The 18,855-nt window shown below is 71.7% G+C and carries 17 protein-coding genes; 6 read left to right on the plus strand and 11 right to left on the minus strand.

From position 1 onward, the window contains the following. Positions 1-94 precede the first annotated feature (94 nt). Both ASE68_RS13935 and ASE68_RS13940 read left to right on the plus strand, forming a co-directional pair. Positions 95-1,693: an acyl-CoA carboxylase subunit beta gene (locus ASE68_RS13935; protein ID WP_354245765.1), complete on the plus strand. Its 1,599-nt coding sequence runs from the start codon at positions 95-97 to the stop codon at positions 1,691-1,693. A gap of 10 nt (positions 1,694-1,703) precedes the next feature. Then, positions 1,704-1,952 carry an acyl-CoA carboxylase epsilon subunit gene (locus tag ASE68_RS13940; RefSeq protein WP_055859814.1) on the plus strand — a complete coding sequence of 83 codons (249 nt, stop codon included), beginning with the start codon at positions 1,704-1,706 and terminating at the stop codon, positions 1,950-1,952. 306 nt (positions 1,953-2,258) lie between these two features. On the opposite strand, the gene ASE68_RS13945 is transcribed toward ASE68_RS13940, so the two are convergent. Genes ASE68_RS13945 through ASE68_RS13960 form a run of 4 tightly spaced genes read right to left on the minus strand, consistent with a single transcriptional unit; the run spans position 2,259 to position 6,659 of the window. After that, positions 2,259-3,281, minus strand: coding sequence for a hypothetical protein (locus ASE68_RS13945; protein WP_055859816.1), 1,023 nt, complete (start codon positions 3,279-3,281; stop codon positions 2,259-2,261). Continuing rightward, on the minus strand, positions 3,278-4,459 hold the full coding sequence (locus tag ASE68_RS13950) for a sensor histidine kinase (protein WP_157421659.1): 1,182 nt from the start codon (positions 4,457-4,459) through the stop codon (positions 3,278-3,280). Before ASE68_RS13950 ends, ASE68_RS13945 begins: the two co-directional genes overlap by 4 nt. Positions 4,460-4,499: 40 nt before the next feature. Then, positions 4,500-5,192 (minus strand): response regulator transcription factor, encoded by a 693-nt coding sequence (locus tag ASE68_RS13955; RefSeq protein WP_235480861.1) that lies wholly within the window; start codon positions 5,190-5,192, stop codon positions 4,500-4,502. Positions 5,193-5,237: 45 nt separating this feature from the next. Continuing rightward, positions 5,238-6,659, minus strand: a complete 1,422-nt coding sequence (locus tag ASE68_RS13960) for a class I SAM-dependent RNA methyltransferase (protein ID WP_157421660.1) — start codon at positions 6,657-6,659, stop codon at positions 5,238-5,240. Positions 6,660-6,704: 45 nt separating this feature from the next. Between ASE68_RS13960 and ASE68_RS13965 the strand changes: the two genes are divergently transcribed. Next, entirely contained in the window at positions 6,705-7,346 is a 642-nt protein-coding gene (locus tag ASE68_RS13965) for a nucleoside triphosphate pyrophosphatase (protein WP_055861403.1), read from the plus strand. Between the two features lie 96 nt (positions 7,347-7,442). Further along, on the plus strand, positions 7,443-9,221 hold the full coding sequence (locus ASE68_RS13970; RefSeq protein WP_055859825.1) for a biotin carboxylase N-terminal domain-containing protein: 1,779 nt from the start codon (positions 7,443-7,445) through the stop codon (positions 9,219-9,221). 110 nt (positions 9,222-9,331) lie between these two features. On the opposite strand, the gene ASE68_RS13975 is transcribed toward ASE68_RS13970, so the two are convergent. Together ASE68_RS13975 and ASE68_RS13980 are read right to left on the minus strand one after the other, a co-directional pair. Then, the gene (locus ASE68_RS13975; RefSeq protein ID WP_055859828.1) at positions 9,332-10,834 is read right to left on the minus strand and encodes an APC family permease; all 1,503 of its coding nucleotides are present in this window, start codon (positions 10,832-10,834) and stop codon (positions 9,332-9,334) included. Between the two features lie 42 nt (positions 10,835-10,876). Continuing rightward, positions 10,877-12,307 carry an NAD(P)H-quinone dehydrogenase gene (locus tag ASE68_RS13980; RefSeq protein WP_055859831.1) on the minus strand — a complete coding sequence of 477 codons (1,431 nt, stop codon included), beginning with the start codon at positions 12,305-12,307 and terminating at the stop codon, positions 10,877-10,879. An 85-nt stretch (positions 12,308-12,392) separates the two neighbouring features. On the opposite strand from ASE68_RS13980, the gene ASE68_RS13985 reads away from it, so the two are divergent. Together ASE68_RS13985 and ASE68_RS13990 are read left to right on the plus strand one after the other, a co-directional pair. Beyond that, positions 12,393-13,220, plus strand: a complete 828-nt coding sequence (locus tag ASE68_RS13985; RefSeq protein WP_055859834.1) for a purine-nucleoside phosphorylase — start codon at positions 12,393-12,395, stop codon at positions 13,218-13,220. Positions 13,221-13,229: 9 nt separating this feature from the next. Next, positions 13,230-14,963 (plus strand): phospho-sugar mutase, encoded by a 1,734-nt coding sequence (locus ASE68_RS13990; RefSeq protein WP_082462264.1) that lies wholly within the window; start codon positions 13,230-13,232, stop codon positions 14,961-14,963. A 75-nt stretch (positions 14,964-15,038) separates the two neighbouring features. On the opposite strand, the gene ASE68_RS13995 is transcribed toward ASE68_RS13990, so the two are convergent. The 5 genes from ASE68_RS13995 to ASE68_RS14015 all read right to left on the minus strand — a co-directional run bounded on the left by ASE68_RS13995 (position 15,039) and on the right by ASE68_RS14015 (position 18,827). After that, positions 15,039-15,323: a PTS sugar transporter subunit IIB gene (locus ASE68_RS13995; RefSeq protein ID WP_055859837.1), complete on the minus strand. Its 285-nt coding sequence runs from the start codon at positions 15,321-15,323 to the stop codon at positions 15,039-15,041. Next, entirely contained in the window at positions 15,320-15,814 is a 495-nt protein-coding gene (locus tag ASE68_RS14000; protein ID WP_055859840.1) for a PTS sugar transporter subunit IIA, read from the minus strand. Before ASE68_RS14000 ends, ASE68_RS13995 begins: the two co-directional genes overlap by 4 nt. A gap of 98 nt (positions 15,815-15,912) precedes the next feature. Next, the gene (locus ASE68_RS14005) at positions 15,913-17,025 is read right to left on the minus strand and encodes an adenosine deaminase (RefSeq protein ID WP_055861408.1); all 1,113 of its coding nucleotides are present in this window, start codon (positions 17,023-17,025) and stop codon (positions 15,913-15,915) included. Positions 17,026-17,109: 84 nt separating this feature from the next. Then, a complete protein-coding gene (locus ASE68_RS14010; RefSeq protein WP_055859843.1) occupies positions 17,110-18,411 on the minus strand; it encodes a thymidine phosphorylase in 1,302 nt (433 codons plus the stop codon). Further along, positions 18,408-18,827 (minus strand): cytidine deaminase, encoded by a 420-nt coding sequence (locus ASE68_RS14015; RefSeq protein ID WP_055859846.1) that lies wholly within the window; start codon positions 18,825-18,827, stop codon positions 18,408-18,410. The genes ASE68_RS14010 and ASE68_RS14015 overlap by 4 nt, the downstream gene beginning before the upstream one ends. Positions 18,828-18,855 lie beyond the last annotated feature (28 nt).

Here is an 18,855-nt window from a genome sequence, read left to right on the forward strand (position 1 = left end):
GCAGGCCGAAGCGCGGAAGGCACCATTGGAGACGCCCGATTTGTAGGAATCCGTCAACGAAGGCCGCCGGATGGGCGACGGTAGAGTGAATCGCGTGACCGAAGCGACTGACGGCCCCGACCTCTTCACCACGGCGGGCAAGCTCGCCGACCTGCGAGCCCGCTACCACGAGGCGGTGACGGCGAGCGGCGAGGCGGCGATCGAGAAGCAGCATGCCAAGGGCAAGATGACGGCCCGCGAGCGCATCGCCGAACTGCTCGACCCGGGCTCGTTCGTCGAGCTCGACGAGTTCGTGCGCCACCGCACCCACGCGTTCGGCATGGAGGCCAAGCGCCCCTACGGCGATGCGGTCGTCACCGGCACGGGCACGATCCACGGCCGCCAGGTCGCCGTGTACTCGCAGGACTTCACGATCTTCGGCGGCTCGCTCGGCGAGGTCGCCGGCGAGAAGATCATCAAGGTCATGGAACTCGCGCTGAAGACGGGCGTGCCGATCATCGGCATCCTCGACTCCGGCGGAGCGCGCATCCAGGAGGGCGTCGTCGCCCTCGGCAAGTACGGCGAGATCTTCCGCCGCAACACCGCGGCCTCTGGCGTCATCCCCCAGATCTCGATCGTCTGCGGGCCCGCGGCCGGCGGCGCGGTCTACTCCCCCGCGCTCACCGACTTCGTCATCATGGTCGACAAGACGAGCCAGATGTTCGTCACCGGCCCCGACGTGATCAAGACGGTCACCGGCGAAGACGTCGGCATGGAGGAGCTGGGCGGCGCACTCACCCACAACTCGGTCTCGGGCGTCGCGCACTACCTCGCGAGCGACGAGTCCGACGCGCTCGACTACGCGCGCACGCTGATCTCGTTCCTTCCCGACAACAACATGACCGACGCACCGGTCTACGACACCGAGTCGGCACTCGAGGTCACCGACGAAGACCTCCGCCTGAACACGCTGATCCCCGACTCCCCCAACCAGCCCTACGACATGCACGCGGTCATCGAGGGCGTCGTCGACCACGGCGACTTCCTCGAGGTGCAGCCCCTGTTCGCGCCGAACATCCTCATCGGGTTCGCGCGCATCGAGGGCCGCTCGGTCGGCATCATCGCGAACCAGCCCAGCCAGATGGCCGGAACGCTGAACATCGCGGCCGGCGAGAAGGCCAGCCGCTTCGTGCGCTTCTGCGACGCGTTCTCGATCCCGATCCTCACGCTCGTCGACGTGCCCGGCTACCTGCCCGGCACCGACCAGGAGTGGACCGGCGTCATCCGCCGCGGCGCGAAGCTGCTCTACGCCTACGCCGAGGCGACCGTGCCGCTCGTGACCGTGATCACCCGCAAGGCCTACGGCGGCGCGTACATCGTCATGGGCTCGAAGCAGCTCGGCGCCGACATCAACCTCGCCTGGCCGACCGCCGAGATCGCCGTCATGGGCGGCCAGGGCGCCGTCAACATCCTCTACCGCGGCGAGATCAAGCGCGCCGAAGAGGCCGGCGAAGACGTCGCCGCCGTGCGCACGAAGCTCGCCAACGAGTACACCTACAACGTCGCCTCGCCGTTCCTCGCGGCCGAGCGCGGCGAGCTCGACGGCGTCATCGAGCCGGCCGCAACGCGCGTCGCCGTGCTCAAGGCGCTCCGCTCGCTCCGCACGAAGCGCGCGAGCCTTCCGCCCAAGAAGCACGGCAACATCCCGCTGTAAGGGGCCGATCATGAGCACGCGAGACGAAGACACCACCGAAGCGGATGCCGCGGCACGAGCCTCGGCGATCCGGTTCACCACGCGCGGCGTCACCGACGAAGAGGCGGCCGCCGTCACCGCGGTGCTGCTGGCCGCCATCGACGCCGAGTCCGAGACGACGCACGCCGCCGACCCCCGACGCAGCGCCTGGGCGCGGAGCGCGGGATCCCTGCGATCCGTCGACCCGCGCGGCACGCGCTGGAACCGCAGCGTCGGCTGACCGACGAGCCTCCGGTCGCGACGGACGACCCTGGTCCCCCGTGCTGTCCCCCGAAGTGCCGACTGTCGAGGTCACGCCGGGTTTGTGAATATTGTTCTGCAGGCTCCCAAAGGGAGCTGCCGCCCTCGTCGGTCGGGTAACCGGCGAGTGGTTGGGGGCGAGTCAGGGCGATATTCGGGTTGTCGCCGTGACTCGGGCTTGTTGGGGGGTCGACCATCGGTCGGCCCCCCACCTTTCTGTCCGGGCGCATATCGCGAGACGGTGCCGACCGCGAGACGGTGCGTACGGCGAGACGGTGCCCGGTGCCTACTGCGAGACGCGCCGCGGGATCTCGAGCCACACCTCGACGTCGAGGTCGTCGGGGTCGATCGCGGGCGCACGGGGATCCGGCTCGGGTTCGACGAGGCCCACCACCGTGACCGCAGCCGCCGACGTGTCGGCCGCGGTGCGCACCACGATCCGGTCGGCCTTCGAACCGGCGATCGCCTGGGCGAGCCGGGCGAGCACGCGCTCCCGCTGTTCGGCGTCGAGATCGTCGATGCCGCCCTCGTCGAGCAGGGTCACGACGGCCCCGCGCTCCCTCGCCCGCTGCACCTCGACGCGCACGTCGTCGGTGAGCAGCATCCGCCCTCGGATCTCGTCGCGGATGGCCGCCTCGAGCATGCGGCACTCGCGACGCTGCGGCTCGGTGAGCACGCCGCCGCGGTCGGCGATGCGCCGCAGCATCGGCGCCGCGATGCGGTTGGTCTGCACGAGGCGTGTCTGGCCGACGAAGAGGTGCGCGTCCTGCGCGGCCTGCCACTCGGCCGCCTCGCGTTCGGCGTGGGCGTAGCGCCTCGCCTCACGGGCGGCCGTGCCGAGCGCGGCCGAGAGCATGTGCGCGATCGCGACCCACGCGATGCTGCCGATCACGCCCAGCGTTCCCAGCGCCAGGGGGCCGGCCCAGACGACGGTCTGCACCGCGAGCGCGATGACGCCGAGCCAGGCCGCGGTGAGCTGACGGCGTGCGGCGGCGATGGTCATCAGCGTGCCGACGGCGGCCACGTACCAGGTGGCGTAGCCGTTGGCGTTCGCGGGGTCGAGCTGGCTGGTCACGAGCAGCGGCAGCACGATGCAGACCGCGAGGTCGAAGGCGGCGAGCCAGTCGGGCATCCGCACCCTCGAGCCGACCGACAGGCTCGCGATCGTGGCGGCGATGTAGAGCACGAGCGCGACGATCGTCGGCCAGGGCGACGCGGGAACGTCGAGCGTCGAGATCGCGAGCGCGACGTGATAGGCCGAGAACAGGGCGGCGAGCGCGAGCAGCAACCAGCGCGGAATGGCGATCATCGATGCCCCTCCATGCCGGCCGGCCAGGCGAGCGACACGGTGGTGCCGAGGCCCGGAGTGGAATCGATGACGGCGGCGCCGCCCACGTTCGCCATGCGCTCGATCACCGAGACGCGGACTCCGAGGCGCTCCGACGGCACGACCTCGACCTCGAACCCGACGCCGTTGTCGGAGACCTCGATCACGCAGCCGCCCGTGCGGATGCCGCGCACCCTGAGCTCGCGCCGCACGGTCCTGCCCGGCTCATCGGCGTGCTGCATGCTGTTGACCATCGCCTGGACGGCGGCGGCGTACAGGGCCTCGCCCGCATCGGACGGCAGGTCGACGCCGCCCGTGTTCACGACGCGCACCGTGAAGGGCGCCGCGAACGACGCGAGCGTGGCGCGCAACCGCCGCACGAGCACCGGCAGCCGCATGCGGTCGTCGGCGGCCGGCTGGGCCGCCCCGGCCTCGTCGAGCCGGCGGATCGCGTCGCGGGCCATGCGAGCCGAGAGCGCCTGCTCGTCGGGCGACCCCGCGGCCGCCGCCGAGAGCAGCGTCGTGAGCACGCTGTCGTGCACGAGCGCGTCGACCTTTGCGCGCTCGAGCTCGGTCGCGTGCAGCCGGACGGCATGCTCGTAGCGCTGCAGGGCCGCCTCCTGGGCGACGTCGACGGCCTTGGCCGCGTTGCGGAGCATGGTCACGATGATCAGCACCACCGCGCCGAGGATCACGGCGTACATGGCGTCGAGCAGGGCGACGAGGGGCGATGCCGAGCCGCCGGTCGGCAGCAGGCGCACCACGCCGTACATCGCGGGCACGAGCACCGTGTACACGGCCGCCCACGGCATCGGGAGGGCGACCACGGCAGCCGTGGTCGCCACCGTGCAGAGGTAGTACAGCCAGGGCGGCGACGACGAGACGATCACGACGTCGTCGACCACGAACGGCCAGACGACGATCGAGGCCGCGTAGAGGATCGCGAACGTGAGCGCGGCGCTGCGCACGGCGGTGCGCGTGAGCGCAGCGAGGCCGATCGCGAGGATCGCGCCGTAGAGGAAGGCGATCATCGCCGCCCCGGCGCCGGGACGCAGCCCGGAGGTCTGGTCGAGCGCGAGGGCGAGGGCCTGCAGGCCGAAGACCGCCCCGAAGATGCCGAGTGCGCGGCTCGCGACGATCTCGACCTGCTCGCGGGTCACCGCCGTCCGGCGCCGCACCACCGCTCGTGATGCGCGCTCCTCAGCGGCGGGCATCCCCGCCGTCACCGTCGAGCCCCGGGAGGATGCCGTCCTCGACCGCGCGACGCAGCAGGTCGACCTTGGTCGGCGCCGGGCGTCCGACCTCGACGTACTTCGCGCGGATTCGGTCGAGGTATTCGCGGGCCGTCGAGTGCGCGATGCCGAGCTGGGCGGCGACGAGCTTCAACGGCAGGCCGGACGCGTAGAGGTGCAGCACGTCGTGCTCGCGCCGTCCGAGCTGGGCCTTCGCGAAGTCGCGGTCGGCCTCGATGGCGCTCGCCCACTCGACGTTGGTGAGCGCCTCGCCACGGGCGACGGTCGCGATCGCCGCGATGACCGAAGCCATCGGCGAGGCCTTCGGGATGACGCCGGCGGCTCCGGCGGCGAGCGCCTCGCGCACGGCGGCGACCCGGTCGGCGATGCTGTGCACGAGCACGGCGCTGCCCGTCGCGAGAACGCTCCGCACGTTCTCGGTCACGCTGGACCCGTCGCCGAGCGAGAGGTCGAGCACGACGACGTCGCAGCGCCCGCCGTCACGGACGGCCAGGGCCGCCAGCACGGTCGGCACATCGGCCGTCTCGGCGACCACGTCGTAACCCGCGTCTCGGCACGCCGCACGCAGTCCGAGGCGGACCGCCTCATGATCGTCGACGATCGCGACCGTCGCCTGCCCTCCTGCAACTGCACCCGACAACGGATCCCCCTTCTGCCCGGCCAGTCGCACGTTCCGACCGGTCAGTCACACGATAGCGGCCAGCCGGGCAACCGCCTCGACGTGATGCGTGTTCGGGAAGAGATCGAACGCCTGCAGGTCCTCGAGCTCGTAGCCGTGGGCGCGGAGCAGGCCGATGTCCCGGGCCAGTGCGACCGGGTCGCACGCGACGTACACGAGCTGGCGCGGACGCAGGGCGGCGAGCCGGTCGACGACGTCGCGGCCCGCGCCCGAGCGCGGCGGGTCGAGCACGACGGTCGCGTCGCGCAGCCTGGCGCGTTCGCCCTGCCCGGCGTCGGACTCGAGCGAGGCGAGGTAGCGGTCGACCCGCGCCGTCACGGCGCGCGCCCCGACCCACTCGGCCAGGTTGTCGCCCGCGTGCATCGTCGCGCGCTCGTCGGACTCGACGCTCGTGATGCGCACCGTCTCGCCGAACCGGTCGCCGATGGCCGCCGCGAGGAGGCCGACGCCGCCGTAGAGGTCGAGGTTCGCCGCGCGCGGATCGAAGCGGTCGGGGTCCACGAGGTCCTGCACGGCCTTCGAGAGCGTCGCCGCCGCGCCGCGATGCACCTGCCAGAACCCGTCGCGGTCGACGGCGAAGCTGCGGTCGCCGACGACCTCGGTGGTCACCGGGCGCTGGCCCCGCGGCATCCGCTCGCGCTCGTCGGTGACGATCACCTGCGGGTCGGCGCCGCTCGGGGCGACGAGGTCGATCGTGCGGGCACCCGCGAACCGGTCCGCGAGCGGTGCGAGGTCGGCCAGTTCGTCGACGGCCAGGGGCAGGGATGCCACGGGCACCACCGTGTGGCTCCTGGCGGCGAAGGGGCCGACGGTGCCGTCGTCGGCGACCTGCAGCCGCACGCGCGTGCGCCAGCCCGTGCCGTCGGCGCGCACGCCGGGAGCCAGCTCCGGATCGACGGGGAGCACCTCGACCTCGCGCTCGACCCCGCCCATGCGGCGCAGCGCGTCGGCCAGCACCTCGGCCTTGAGCGCGCGCTGGCGCTCTGGCGCGATGTGGCCGAACTCCGCACCGCCCGCGCGGCGCTCAGGCGCCCGGTCGACGCCGGCCTCGGCCCACACGTGGGCCCGCCGGTCGGCCGACGCGGCGAGCACCTCGAGGGTGTCGGCGCGCCAGAAGCGGTCGTGCGCGGCATCCGTCACCCTGGCCATGACCCGCTCGCCGGGGATCGCGTCGGCCACGAACACGACCCGACCCTCGTGATGGGCGACCGCGACGCCGCCGTGCGCGATGCGCTCGACGTCGAGCTCGAGCACCGGACCGTCGGTCTTCACCGGCGTCGACGGGCGGCGTCCGCGGCTGCCACGACCGCCGGCCTCTGCTGGTCGGTCGGCGGCGCGACCGGCGGACTGCCCTGCCTGCTGCGTCCGCTCGGGACGTGCGCCACGGCTGGCGGAGTTCTTGCGGACGGGGCGCTGCGGTCGGGGCATGCAACGAGCATTCCACAGCGTGCCTGTGAGCGGCAGGATGGTGGCATGCGCCTCTACCTCGCCTCGACGTCGCCCGCCCGCCTGCAGACCCTCCGCGCGGCCGGCATCGAGCCGATCGCCATCTCGCCGGGCGTCGACGAGGACGCCCTGGTCGCGTCCCGCGAGGCCGAGGCCGGGCACGCGCTCGCCGCGCCCGAGATGGTGCAGTTGCTCGCACAGGCGAAGGCCGAGGCGGTCGTCGGCTCGCTCGTCGACGGCGGGCCGATCGACGGACTCATCCTGGGCGGCGACTCGGCGTTCCTCGTCGGCGGCACGATCCACGGCAAGCCGCACCTGCCCGAGGTCGCGAAGGCGCGTTGGCTCGAGCAGAACGGCGCTCACGGCGATCTCTGGTCGGGCCACTGGCTCATCGACCACCGCGGCGGCCGCGTCAACGGGGCGGTCGGGCGGGCGGATGTCGCGACGGTGCGCTTCGCCGCACTCGACGAGGCCGAGATCGACGCCTACATCGCGACCGGGGAGCCGCTGCTCGTGGCCGGCGCGTTCACGGTCGACAGCCTCGGCGGACCCTTCATCCGCCGGGTCGAGGGCGACCCGTCGACGGTCGTCGGGCTCTCGCTCTCGACGCTCCGCGACCTCGTGCGCGAGCTCGGAGCCGACTGGACCACACTCTGGAATCGCGGCTGATCCCTCCCGGGCTTTGTCGACACCCGAAAGGGTCGGGCACCTTTCTTGTGGACTCGATCCAAATGCAACGCGTCGCGGGTGAATAGGCTGAAGGGCATGCCGCGTATCACGAAGGTCCTCATCGCCAACCGCGGGGAGATCGCCGTCCGCATCATCCGCGCCGCCCGTGACGCCGGACTCGGATCCGTCGCGGTGTACGCCGACCAGGACCGCGACGCCCGGCACGCCAAGCTCGCCGACGAGGCGTACGCCCTCGAGGGCACCACGAGCGCCGAGACCTACCTCGTCATCGACAAGATCCTCTCGATCGCACGCCGCTCCGGCGCCGACGCCGTGCACCCCGGCTACGGGTTCCTCGCCGAGAACCCCGACTTCGCCCGCGCCGTCATCGCCGCGGGGCTCACCTGGATCGGCCCGTCGCCCGAGGCCATCGAGCGCCTCGGCGACAAGGTCTCCGCACGCCACGTCGCCGAGAAGGTCGGCGCCCCGCTCGCCCCCGGCACCCTGAACCCGGTGGCCGACGCGGCCGAGGTGCTCGAGTTCGTCGACGTGCACGGGCTGCCCGTGGCCATCAAGGCCGCGTTCGGCGGCGGCGGGCGCGGCCTCAAGGTCGCCCGCACGCGCGAAGAGGTGCCCGAGCTCTTCGAGTCCGCCACGCGCGAGGCCGTCGCGGCCTTCGGCCGGGGCGAGTGCTTCGTCGAGAAGTACCTCGACCAGCCGCGCCACGTCGAGACCCAGTGCCTCGCCGACGAGCACGGCAACGTCGTCGTGATCTCCACGCGCGACTGTTCGCTGCAGCGCCGCCACCAGAAGCTCGTCGAGGAGGCGCCGGCGCCGTTCCTCACCGAGGAGCAGACGACCGCCCTCTACGAGTCCTCGAAGGCCATCCTGAAGGAGGTCGGCTACGTCGGAGCCGGCACCTGCGAGTTCCTCATCGGTCAAGACGGCACCGTCTCCTTCCTCGAGGTCAACACGCGCCTCCAGGTCGAGCACCCCGTCTCCGAGGAGGTCACCGGCATCGACCTCGTGCGCGAGCAGTTCCGCCTCGCCGAGGGCGGCGTGCTCGACTACGCCGACCCCGTCGCGGTCGGCCACTCCATCGAGTTCCGCATCAACGGCGAGGACCCGGGCCGCGGCTTCCTGCCGGCTCCCGGCCCCGTGCACCAGCTGCGCTTCCCCGGCGGCCCCGGCATCCGCATCGACTCGGGCGTCACGAGCGGCGACGAGATCTCGGGCGCGTTCGACTCGCTGCTCGCCAAGCTCATCGTGACCGGCTCCACCCGAAAGGACGCGATCGAGCGCGCCCGCCGCGCCCTCGACGAGTTCGAGGTCATCGGCCTGCCGACCGTGCTGCCGTTCCACCGCGACATCGTGCGCAACGAGGCCTTCGCGCCAGCCGGCGACGAGCCGTTCTCGGTGTACACCCGCTGGATCGAGACCGAGTACGACAACCAGCTCGAGCCGTGGTCGGGCGAGCTCGCGGCGCCCACCGCCGCGACCGCCCGCACGAGCCTCGTCGTCGAGGTCGGCGGCCGCCGCATCGGCGTCACCCTGCCCGCCAAGCTCGCCGGCGGCACGTCGTCCTCGCCCACCGCGGGCGCCGCACCTCGCCGACGCAGCACGTCGCACGTGGCCGACACCGCGACGGGCGACGCCGTGAAGGCGCCCATGCAGGCCACGGTCGTCAAGGTGGCCGTCGCCGAGGGCGACAAGGTCGTCAAGGGCGACCTCGTGCTCGTGCTCGAGGCCATGAAGATGGAACAGCCGATCGTCGCCCACAAGGACGGCATCGTCGGCCTCGTCAACGCCGAGGCCGGCGCGACGGTCTCGAGCGGGCACCTGCTGCTCTCGATCGCCGACGCGCCCGCCGCCTGAGCGGCCGCCCGCGGCATCCGCGACGCTCGAAATTCAGGAGATCCCGGCCTTCGGGGCTGCCTGAGCTCCCCTGAACCCGGATCTCCTGAATTCGCCGCGCCGATGCGCGCTCAGATGCCGCCCTGCGGCGTCGGCAGCTCGACCTCGCTGACGCTGCGCGCGAGCCGGGAGTGCCGCCGACCGTAGAGCAGGTAGACCACGATGCCGATCGCGAGCCACACCAGGAACCGCACCCAGGTCAGCGTCGTGAGGTTCAGCATGAGCCAGAAGCAGAGCACCGCCGAGAGGATCGGCAGCACCGGCGACCACGGCACCCGGAACCCGCGCGGCAGGTCGGGGCGCGTGCGACGCAGCACGATGATGCCGAGGCTGACCAGCACGAACGCCGAGAGCGTGCCGATGTTGATCATCTCCTCGAGCAGTCCGACATCCGTGAACGCCGCGACGAACGCGACCGTCGCACCGCCGATGATCTGGATGCGCGCCGGGGTCTTCGAGTGCGTCGTCGTCTTCGACAGCCACCGCGGCAGCAGGCCGTCACGGCTCAGCGCGAACACGATTCGCGAGAGCCCGAGCAGTAGCACCATGATCACCGTCGTGAGCCCGGCGAGCGCGCCGACCGAGATCACGGCCGACGCCCAATCCTGACCGACGAGCCGGAACGCGGTCGCGAGCGACGGCGACTCCTCCTCGGCGAGCTCGGTGTACGAAACCATGCCGGTCATGACGATCGACACGAGCACGTAGAGCACCGTCACGATGGCGAGGCCGAGGAAGATGCCGCGCGGCAGGCGCTTCTGCGGCTCCCGCACCTCCTCTGCGCTCGTGGCGACCACGTCGAAGCCGATGAACGCGAAGAAGACGAGGGATGCCGCGGCGAGCAGTCCGAAGATGCCGTACTGGGCCGGTGCGGCGCCCGTCGCCCACGACACGAGCGACTGCGTCCAGGCATCCGACGAGCCGCCCTCGGTCGGCACGGCCTCGGGGATGAACGGCACGTAGTTCGCCGCGTTGACGAAGAAGAACCCCACGACGATCACGAAGAGCACGATCGCGACCTTGATGATCGTGAACACCGCCCCGACCCGCGCCGTGAGCTTGGTGCCCGCGACGAGGAGCGCGGTGAACACGGCCACGACGAGGAACGCGGGCCAGCTCACCTCGACGCTGCCGATCGAGAACGTCGACGGGAACGGCACGCCGAACGCGAGCAGCGCCTCGCCGAGGTAGACGCCCCAGTACTTCGCGATGACCGCCGCCGCGGTGAACATCTCGAGGATGAGGTCCCAGCCGATTATCCAGGCGAGCAGCTCCCCCATCGTCGCGTACGTGAACGTGTAGGCGCTGCCGGCGACGGGCACGGTCGAGGCGAACTCGGCGTAGCACATGATGGCCAGCCCGCACGTGACGGCCGCGAGCACGAACGAGATGATCACGCTCGGCCCGGCGAAGTTCGCGGCCGCCTGCGCACCGACCGAGAAGATGCCGGCGCCGACCGCGACCGCGATGCCCATGAGCGCGAGGTCCCACGTGCCGAGCGATCGCTTGAGGCTGCGCTCCGAGTCGTCGGCGTCGGCCAGCGACGCCTCGACGGACTTCACCCGCAAGTTCATGTCGTTCCCCCGAACCGCGCCGCCCCCGCGACGCTCGTGGGCCTAGCGTACGACGTGCATGGCCCGCGCGGCATCCGTCAACGACCCCGTCAGCGACGGGTACACCGGGAACGCCTCGGCGAACTGGTCGACCGTCAGCCGATGCTCGACCGCGAGCGCGAGCGGGAAGATCAGCTCGGATGCCTTCGGGGCGACGATGACACCGCCGATGATCGACCCGGAACCGGCCGAGGCGAAGAGCTTCACGAAGCCGTCGCGGATGCCCATCATCTTCGCGCGGGGATTCGACGCGAGCGGCAGCTTGTAGATCGCGCCGGGCACGACGCCGTCCTCGATCTCGCGCTGGGTCCAGCCGACCGTCGCGATCTCGGGCTGCGTGAAGATGTTCGAGGTGATGTTCCGCTCCTCTGGCGGGTTCACGATGTCGCCCATCGCGTGGAAGATCGCCGTGCGCCCCTGCATCGAGGCGACCGAGGCGAGCGGCGGGAACGTCGTGCAGTCGCCGGCCGCGTAGATGTTCGGGATCGACGTGCGCGCCACGCGGTTCACCCGGATGTGGCCGCTCTCGGTGAGCTGCACGCCCGCCTCGGCGAGGCCGATGTCGCTCGTGTTCGGCACCGAGCCGACCGCCATCAGGCAGTGGCTGCCGCGCACCTCGCGCCCGTCGGAGAGCGTCGCGACGACCTGGTCGCCGTCGCGCACGACGGACTCGGCACGGGACTTGTTGAGCACCTTCATGCCGTTGCGCTTGAAGACCTTCTCGATGACGGATGCCGCGTCGGCGTCTTCGCCCGGCAGCACCTGGTCGCGGCTCGAGATGAGCGTCACCTTCGCGCCGAGCGCGCGGTAGGCGGACGCGAACTCGGCGCCCGTGACGCCGGAGCCGACGACGATGAGGTGCTCCGGCACCTGTTGCAGGCTGTAGAGCTGCGTCCACGTCAGGATGCGCTGGCCGTCGGGCACGGCCGACGGCAGCACGCGCGGGGAGGCCCCGACCGAGAGCACGATGGTGTCGGCCTCGATGCGGTCGAAGTCGGTGCCGCCCTTGGCGGTCGCCACGATGACGGCGTTCGGCCCGTCGAGGCGACCCTCGCCGTGCACGAGGTGCACGCCGGCGTCGAGCAGGTTGCGGCGCATGTCGTCCGACTGCTGCGCGGCGAGGCCGAGCAGGCGCTTGTTCACCGCGGCGAGGTTGATCGCCACGTTCGGCTTGACGGCCTTCTCGGCGTCGCCCTTCGCGTAGAACTGCACGCCGAGGTCGGCGGCCTCCTTGACGGCGTTCGAGGCCTCGGCGGTCGCGATGAGCGACTTCGAGGGCACGACGTCGGTGAGCACCGCCGAGCCGCCGACGCCGGCCCGCTCGATGAGGGTGACCTCGGCTCCGAGCTGGGCACCGGCGAGTGCGGCCTCGTAACCGCCCGGTCCACCTCCGAGTACCGCGATGCGTTGCGTGCGCTCGAACTCGTAGACCATGCTCACATTCTGCCAGTCGCCGCATCCCGACCGACAAACGAGCAGCGCCCTGCCGCGGCATCCGCCCCCCGAATAGAGTGGTGGGATGACCGAAGCAAACGTGCTCGACGACCCCGCCGCAGATCCCTTCGCCGTCGCCGCCGACGCCGCGGCCCGCATCGCGGAGCTCACCGGAGTCGAACGCCACGACATCGCCCTCACCCTCGGCAGCGGCTGGGGCCGTGCCGCCGAGCTCATCGGCGAGACGACGCACACCCTCGCCGCGACCGACGTGCCAGGGTTCTCCAAGCCCGCGCTCGAGGGCCACGTCGGCACCCTGCGCTCGGTGCTGCTGCCGAGCGGCAAGCGCGCCCTCGTCATCGGCGCCCGCACCCACTACTACGAGGACCACGGGGTGCGCCGCGTCGTGCACTCGGTGCGCACCGCGGCCGCGACCGGCGCGACCACCATGATCCTCACCAACGGCGCCGGCGGCATCAAGGAGCACTGGAAGCCCGGCACCCCGGTGCTCATCAGCGACCACATCAACCTCACGGCCGACTCGCCGCTCGAGGGCGCGACCTTCATCGACCTCACCGACCTCTACTCCAAGCGCCTGCGCGACCTCGCGCACACGATCGACCCGACCCTCGACGAGGGCGTCTACTGCCAGTTCCGCGGGCCGCACTACGAGACGCCCGCCGAGGTGCAGATGGCGAAGGTCATCGGCGGCCACATCGTGGGCATGTCGACCGCGCTCGAGGCCATCGCCGCCCGCCAGGCCGGCATGGAGGTGCTCGGCATGTCGCTCATCACGAACCTCGCCGCCGGCATCCAGAAGACCCCGCTGAGCCACCAGGAGGTCATCGAGGCTGGCCAGGCGGCCGAGCCCGTCATCTCCTCGCTGCTCGCGAAGATCGTCGCAGAGCTCTAGGAGCACCGGATGTCGCAGCCAGACGAATCAGCAGCACCCGCCGTCCTCTCCGTCGACGACGACCGCCGCATCGCCCTCGCCCGGGCGTGGGTGGCGCAGGACCCAGACCCCGAGACGCGCGTCGAGCTCGACGACCTCGTCGCCCGGGTGCAGGGCGGCGACGCCGCGGCATCCGCCGACCTCGCCGACCGGTTCGACCAGCGCCTCGCGTTCGGCACCGCGGGCCTCCGCGGCGAGATCGCGGCCGGCCCGAACCGCATGAACCGGGTGCTCGTGTCGCAGGCGGCGGCCGGGCTCGGCGCGTTCCTGCTCGAGCGTGCGCCCGACACGACGCCGTCGGTCGTCATCGGCTACGACGGGCGCCGCAACTCCGCGGTGTTCGCACGCGACTCCGCCGAGATCCTCGCGGGCGCCGGCCTCCGGGCGATCCTGCTGCCGCGGCTGCTGCCGACGCCGGTGCTCGCGTTCGCGGTGCGCCACCTCGACGTCTCGGCCGGCATCATGGTCACCGCCTCGCACAACCCGCCCAACGACAACGGCTACAAGGTCTACCTCGGCGGGACCGACCACGGCTCGCAGATCGTCTCGCCCTCCGACGCCGAGATCGCCGCGCACATCGCCGGCGTCGCCGCCACGGCGCTCGTGACCGACCTGCCGCGCGGCGAGTTCGAGACCGCCGACGAGTCGATCGTCGACGCCTACGTGCTGGCCACCGCCCACGAGGCCGAATACGCCCCGCCGGCGCAGCCGAAGGTCGTGTACACCGCCATGCACGGTGTCGGCTGGGAGACCACCGCCCGCGTGCTCGCCGAGGCCGGCTTCGACGCCCCGGTCCTCGTCGAGGAGCAGATCGCGCCGGACCCCGCGTTCCCGACCGTGTCGTTCCCGAACCCCGAGGAGCCCGGCGCGATGGACCTCGCCTTCGCTCGCGCCCGCGCGGTCGGAGCCGAGCTCATCGTCGCCAACGACCCCGACGCCGACCGGCTCGCGATCGCCATCCCCGACGCCGCCGCCCCCGAGGGCTACCGCCGCCTCACCGGCAACGAGGTCGGACTCCTGCTCGGCTGGCGCGCCGCGCGCCGCGCAGCCGATGATTCCGGCGACGGCGCCTCAGACGGCACGCTCGCGTGCTCGATCGTCTCCTCCCCCGGCCTCGAGGCCATCGCCGACGCGTACGACCTCGGATTCGAGGCCACGCTGACCGGCTTCAAGTGGATCTCCCGCGCGCCGAACCTGGTCTTCGGGTTCGAGGAGGCGCTCGGCTACCTCGTGAACCCGGGCACCGTGCGCGACAAGGACGGCATCTCGGCCGCGATCGCGTTCCTGTCGCTCGCCGCCGACCTGCGCGCCACCGGGCGCACGGTCGCCGACCACCTCGACGAGTTCGTCGAGCGATTCGGATGCCACGACTCCGGCCAGATCTCACTGCGCGTCACCGACCTCAGCCGCATCGGCGCCATCATGGCCCGCCTGCGCGCCGAACCGCCGTCGACCGTCGGGGGCATCGTGGTCGAGCGCATCGAAGACCTCTCCGACGGGTTCGGGTCGCTCGCCCCCAGCGACGTGCTGCGCATCATCCTCGAGGGCGGCTCGCGCGTCATGGTCCGCCCGAGCGGCACCGAGCCGAAGCTCAAGGTCTACCTCGACGTGGCAGCGCACGACGGCTCGGTCGCCGAGCGTCGCGCCGCGGCATCCGAGACCCTCGCCCGTCTCGAGGCGGGAATGCGGGAGCTCACCGCCTGAGCGTCGCCATCGGGCCGGCTTGCGACGCGGGTCGGCCCGGTGCCTGCGGGCGGGCTCAGGCGAGCGGGCGCGGGCTCAGGCGAGCGAGCGCTCGAGCTTGGCGCCGATCTCCTCGACGTCGAAGTAGTTCACGATCTCGATGATCTCTGCGAACGAGCGGCCGAGCGTCGTGCGCACCTGGTCGGCGAGCTCGGTCGAGGTGAGCACCACCTGCGCGTCGGCCGCGGCCTCGGCCACCGAGGCGAGATCGCTCGCATCGACCGACGCCGTGAGCCCGAGCCGATCGAGGGCGCGCTCGGCGTTGACCTTGAGGATCGCCGAGGTGCCGATGCCCTCGCCGCACACCGCGATGATCCTCATTCGGCCGCACCCCGTTCCGCGTCGCCGGTGTCCGCGGGCGCCCCCACCGCATCGATGCCGAGGAGCGTGCGCACCTCGTCGGCATCGGCGGCACCGGCGAGCCGATCGATCACGCCAAGGTCGTTGAACACGTTCGCGAGCCGCGCGACCGACGCGACGTGCGCATCGACGTTCGAGACGGCCAGGCCGATCACGACGCGCACGGGGTCGTTGTGCGGATGCCCGAACTCGACCGGCGTCGCCAGGGTGACGACCGAGAGGCCCTCGCCCAGCACGTCGGGCCCGGGGCGTGCGTGGGCCAGCGCGAGCCCCGGCGCGATGACCACGTAGGCCCCGAACTCCTCGATCACGCCGATCATGCGCTCGGTGTACTCGGGCCTGGTGACCTTGGCGCGGGTCAGCGCACGACCGGATTCGCGAACCGCGGCGCGCCAATCGTCGACGTCGGCGCCGAGGACGACCGCCGTGTCAGGCAGTGGCGTCGTGGTCATGAGTGGTGGTTCCGTTTCAGCACGGACTCGCGCAGGGGCTCGAGTGCAGGTCGGGTCGCTCTCGGGACAGAGGCTCGGGCGTGCGCCGCGGCATCCGATCAGGCTTCGTCGAAGCCCTCGCGGATGACCTCGGCGAGCTCGTCGCGGTCGTCGAGCGGCAGGAAGGCGGCGGCCGCGGCGTTCAGCTGGAACGTCTCGAAGTCGTCGAGGTCGTAGCCGAACGCGTCGCCGAGCAGGGCGAGTTCGCGGGTCAGGCTCGTGGCGGACATCAGGCGGTTGTCGGTGTTGACCGTGACCCGGAAGCCGAGCTGGTAGAGCAGGTCGAACGGGTGGTCGATGAGCTCGTCGCCCCAAGCCTCGATCGCGCCGGTCTGCAGGTTCGACGACGGGCTGAGCTCGAGCGCGATCTCGCGGTCGCGCACCCACTGGGCGATCGGCCCGAGGGAGACGTACGTGTTCTCGTCGTCCTGACGCTCGATCGTGAGGTCTTCGGCGAGGCGAACGCCGTGCCCGAGTCGCAGGGCGCGGCCGTCGAACAGGGCGCTGCGGATGGACTCGAGGCCGTCGGCCTCGCCCGCGTGCACCGTGACCGGCAGGTACTGGCCGGCGAGGAAGTCGAATGCCGTGCGCAGCCGACCGGCAGGGAACCCGGCCTCGGCACCGGCGATGTCGAAGCCGACGACGCCCCGCTCGCGGTGGCGCACCGCCAGCTCGGCGATCTCGAGCCCTCGGTCGGCGTGCCGCATGGCCGAGACGAGCTGACCCGTGCGGATCGCGTGCCCGAGGTTGCGGGCGTCGTCGATGCCCTCGTCGAGGCCGGTCTGCACGGCCTCCACAACCTCATCGAGGCTCAGGCCGCGCGCCAGGTGCTGTTCGGGCGCCCAGCGGATCTCTCCGTAGACGACGCCGTCGGCGGCGAGGTCCTGCACGAACTCGCGGGCGACCCTGGTGAGCCCTTCGCGCGTCTGCATGACGGCCGTGGTGAGGTCGAAGGTCTTCAGGTACTCGACGAGCGAGCCCGAGTCGGCCTTCTCGGCGAACCACGAACCGAGCTCGTCGGCGTCGTGGACGGGAACGTCGACGCCGGCGGCGTCGGCGAGCTCGATGATGGTCTGCGGGCGCAGGCCGCCGTCGAGGTGGTCGTGCAGCGACACCTTCGGCAATGCCTGGATGTTCGCTCCGTCGCCCTCGAGCCGGTACTCCGTCGGAATCGTGTTCACGAGTCCACGATAGCGGCGAGGCCGCCGGGAAGTCTCGGCAATCTCGAAGCTACGCCTGCGGCGAACCGCCGCCGATCACCGCCCGATGCGGTCGGCGATCAGCGGACCGCCGTCGAGCACCGGCTCTCCGGCATCGCCGACGCGGTAGGCGCCCTCGACCGCGTCGAGCGCCCTTGCGAAGCGGGCGGGCTCGTCGGCGAGCAGGGTGAAGAGCGGTTCGCCCTTGCGCACGACGTCGCCGGGCTTGGCGTGCAGGTCGATTCCGGCGGCGTGGTGCACCGGGTCCTCCTTGCGCGCGCGGCCCGCGCCGAGGCGCCAGGCGGCGATGCCGAACGGCAGCGCCTTCTGCTCGACGAGCACGCCGTCGCGCTCGGCGACCACGGTGTGCGTCTCGCGCGCGACGGGGAGTGCTGCGTCGGGGTCTCCGCCCTGGGCGAGCACGAACGCCCGCCAGCTGTCCATGGCCCGGCCGTCGTCGAGCGCGGCCTCGACGTCGGCGTCGCGCACGCCCGCGAGCTCGAGCATCTCCTGCGCGAGCGCGATGGTGAGCGCCCGCACGTCGGCAGGGCCGCCGCCGGCGAGCACCTCGACCGATTCGCGCACCTCGTTCGCGTTGCCGATCGTGAGGCCGAGCGGCACGTTCATGTTCGTGATGAGGGCGGATGTCGCGACGCCCGCGTCTTCGCCGAGGGCGACCATCGTGCGGGCGAGCTCGCGCGAGCGGTCGATGTCCTGCAGGAACGCGCCGGAGCCGAACTTCACGTCGAGCACGAGCGCTCCGGTGCCCTCGGCGATCTTCTTCGACATGATCGAGCTCGCGATGAGCGGGATGGCCTCGACGGTGCCCGTGATGTCGCGGAGCGCGTAGAGCTTCTTGTCGGCTGGGGCCAGGCCAGTGCCCGCGGCGCAGATGACGCCGCCGACCTCTCGGAGCTGCGTGAACATCTCCTCGTTCGTGAGGTCTGCGCGCCAGCCGGGGATCGACTCGAGCTTGTCGAGCGTGCCGCCCGTGTGACCGAGTCCGCGGCCGGAGAGCTGCGGCACCGCGACGCCGAAGCTCGCGACCAGGGGCATGAGGGGCAGGGTGATCTTGTCGCCGACGCCGCCGGTGGAGTGCTTGTCGGAGGTCGGCTTGCCGAGCCCGCCGAAGTCCATGCGCTCACCCGAGGCGATCATCGCCATCGTGAGGTCGCGGATCTCCCGACGGCTCATGCCGTTGAGGAAGATCGCCATGGTCATGGCCGACATCTGCTCGTCGGCGACGTAGCCGCGCGTGTACGCGTCGACCAGCCAGTCGATCTCGGGCGTCTCGAGCTCATGGCCGTCGCGCTTGGCCCGGATCAGGTCGACCGCGTCGAACGCCTCGATGCCGCTCATGCGCCGGCCCCCTTGAACTCCGCGAGCTGCCGCGGACCGAACGCGTCGGGCAGCACCTGGTCGATCGTCTTGATGCCCGAGACGGTCTCGAGCAGCATGCCGTCTGCGGAGTGCTCGTAGAGCAGCTGGCGGCAGCGACCGCACGGCATGAGCACGTTGCCGTGGCCGTCGACGCACGAGAAGGCGACGAGGCGCCCTCCGCCCGACATGATGAGCGCGGACACCAGCGAGCACTCGGCACACAGCGTGACGCCGTACGAGGCGTTCTCGACGTTGCAGCCGCTCACGATGCGGCCGTCGTCGACGACGGCCGCGGCGCCCACCGGGAACTCGGAGTACGGCACGTACGCCTTCGCCATGGCCTCGCGTGCGCGCTCGCGAAGATCGGTCCAGTCGATCGCATCCGTTGCGGTCATGGTGCTCCCCCGTTCGTGGATGGGTGTT

The organism is Agromyces sp. Leaf222 (genome assembly GCF_001421565.1).
Taxonomy (GTDB): domain Bacteria; phylum Actinomycetota; class Actinomycetes; order Actinomycetales; family Microbacteriaceae; genus Agromyces.

Bases quoted from the DNA above. Each gene is read 5' to 3' on its own strand.
- ASE68_RS13940 (WP_055859814.1), top strand. From the start codon at position 1,704: ATGAGCACGCGAGACGAAGACACCACCGAAGCGGATGCCGCGGCACGA.
- ASE68_RS13945 (WP_055859816.1), bottom strand. From the start codon at position 3,281: ATGATCGCCATTCCGCGCTGGTTGCTGCTCGCGCTCGCCGCCCTGTTC.
- ASE68_RS13960 (WP_157421660.1), bottom strand. From the start codon at position 6,659: ATGCCCCGACCGCAGCGCCCCGTCCGCAAGAACTCCGCCAGCCGTGGC.
- ASE68_RS13965 (WP_055861403.1), top strand. From the start codon at position 6,705: ATGCGCCTCTACCTCGCCTCGACGTCGCCCGCCCGCCTGCAGACCCTC.
- ASE68_RS13970 (WP_055859825.1), top strand. From the start codon at position 7,443: ATGCCGCGTATCACGAAGGTCCTCATCGCCAACCGCGGGGAGATCGCC.
- ASE68_RS13975 (WP_055859828.1), bottom strand. From the start codon at position 10,834: ATGAACTTGCGGGTGAAGTCCGTCGAGGCGTCGCTGGCCGACGCCGAC.
- ASE68_RS13980 (WP_055859831.1), bottom strand. From the start codon at position 12,307: ATGGTCTACGAGTTCGAGCGCACGCAACGCATCGCGGTACTCGGAGGT.
- ASE68_RS13985 (WP_055859834.1), top strand. From the start codon at position 12,393: ATGACCGAAGCAAACGTGCTCGACGACCCCGCCGCAGATCCCTTCGCC.
- ASE68_RS13990 (WP_082462264.1), top strand. From the start codon at position 13,230: ATGTCGCAGCCAGACGAATCAGCAGCACCCGCCGTCCTCTCCGTCGAC.
- ASE68_RS13995 (WP_055859837.1), bottom strand. From the start codon at position 15,323: ATGAGGATCATCGCGGTGTGCGGCGAGGGCATCGGCACCTCGGCGATC.
- ASE68_RS14000 (WP_055859840.1), bottom strand. From the start codon at position 15,814: ATGACCACGACGCCACTGCCTGACACGGCGGTCGTCCTCGGCGCCGAC.
- ASE68_RS14010 (WP_055859843.1), bottom strand. From the start codon at position 18,411: ATGAGCGGCATCGAGGCGTTCGACGCGGTCGACCTGATCCGGGCCAAG.
- ASE68_RS14015 (WP_055859846.1), bottom strand. From the start codon at position 18,827: ATGACCGCAACGGATGCGATCGACTGGACCGATCTTCGCGAGCGCGCA.